General features: G+C 42.9%; 2 pseudogenes. One reads left to right on the forward strand and one right to left on the reverse strand.

The features are described from left to right. A pseudogene (locus IQR33_RS18055) lies at positions 1–150 on the forward strand (lipoyl synthase); the annotation flags it as partial. Positions 151–611: 461 nt separating this feature from the next. Here IQR33_RS18055 and glyA read toward each other — a convergent pair. Then, a pseudogene (glyA, locus tag IQR33_RS18060) lies at positions 612–758 on the reverse strand (serine hydroxymethyltransferase); the annotation flags it as partial.

The raw sequence follows: 758 nt of genomic DNA on the forward strand, positions 1-758 counted from the left end.
TTGCCAGTAGAACGTTACGTTCCACCATCAGAGTTTGACGAGCTAAAAGAAGTTGCACTAGAACTTGGCTTCACGCATGCAGCGTGTGGTCCATTTGTTCGCTCTTCTTACCATGCCGATATGCAAGCTCAAGGTATCGAGATTAAATAAGCTCTCGCTTGTTTTGAAAAGCTTGTTTTGAAGAGAAAAGGTTGGCTCAGTGCCAACCTTTTTTGTATCTGACAAATGATGATAAAAAGCCATTCTACCACTGTCATTCTGAACAGCGAGGAACGAGCGTGATTCAGAATCAGTTTTCAGAGTACTGATGATTTTTAGAGAAACTCTGAGTAAAAGAGTGCGCCTCAACAAGATTCCTGATCTCGCCTAGGCTCATCGGAATGACGTGGTTTGGATATATTGAAAAGGGACAGTGTTGGTAGCCATCCCCTTATCACACACTCTCGCTATATCTCATTCCAAACGCCAGACAAACAAAAAGGCCCTCAAATGAGGACCTTTAGTATATCAATGTTCAAAATAGATGAGTCGAGTTCTAGAAGAACACACGGAGTTTGCGCGAGCAAATGAGTATGTTCGACACCGAAATCGACTCACTCTATGAAAAGCAGTTAGGCGTAAACTGGTAGACGCTTACAAATTTCTAGCACTTTCTGTTTTGTCGCTTCGATAACTTCTTCGTTGCCGATGTTATCTAGAACGTCACACATCCAGTTTGCTAGCTCTTTTGCATCTTCTTCAGTGAAGCCACGGCGAGT

The organism is Vibrio sp. OPT46, from assembly GCF_015163535.1.
Taxonomy (GTDB): Bacteria; Pseudomonadota; Gammaproteobacteria; order Enterobacterales; family Vibrionaceae; genus Vibrio; species Vibrio alginolyticus.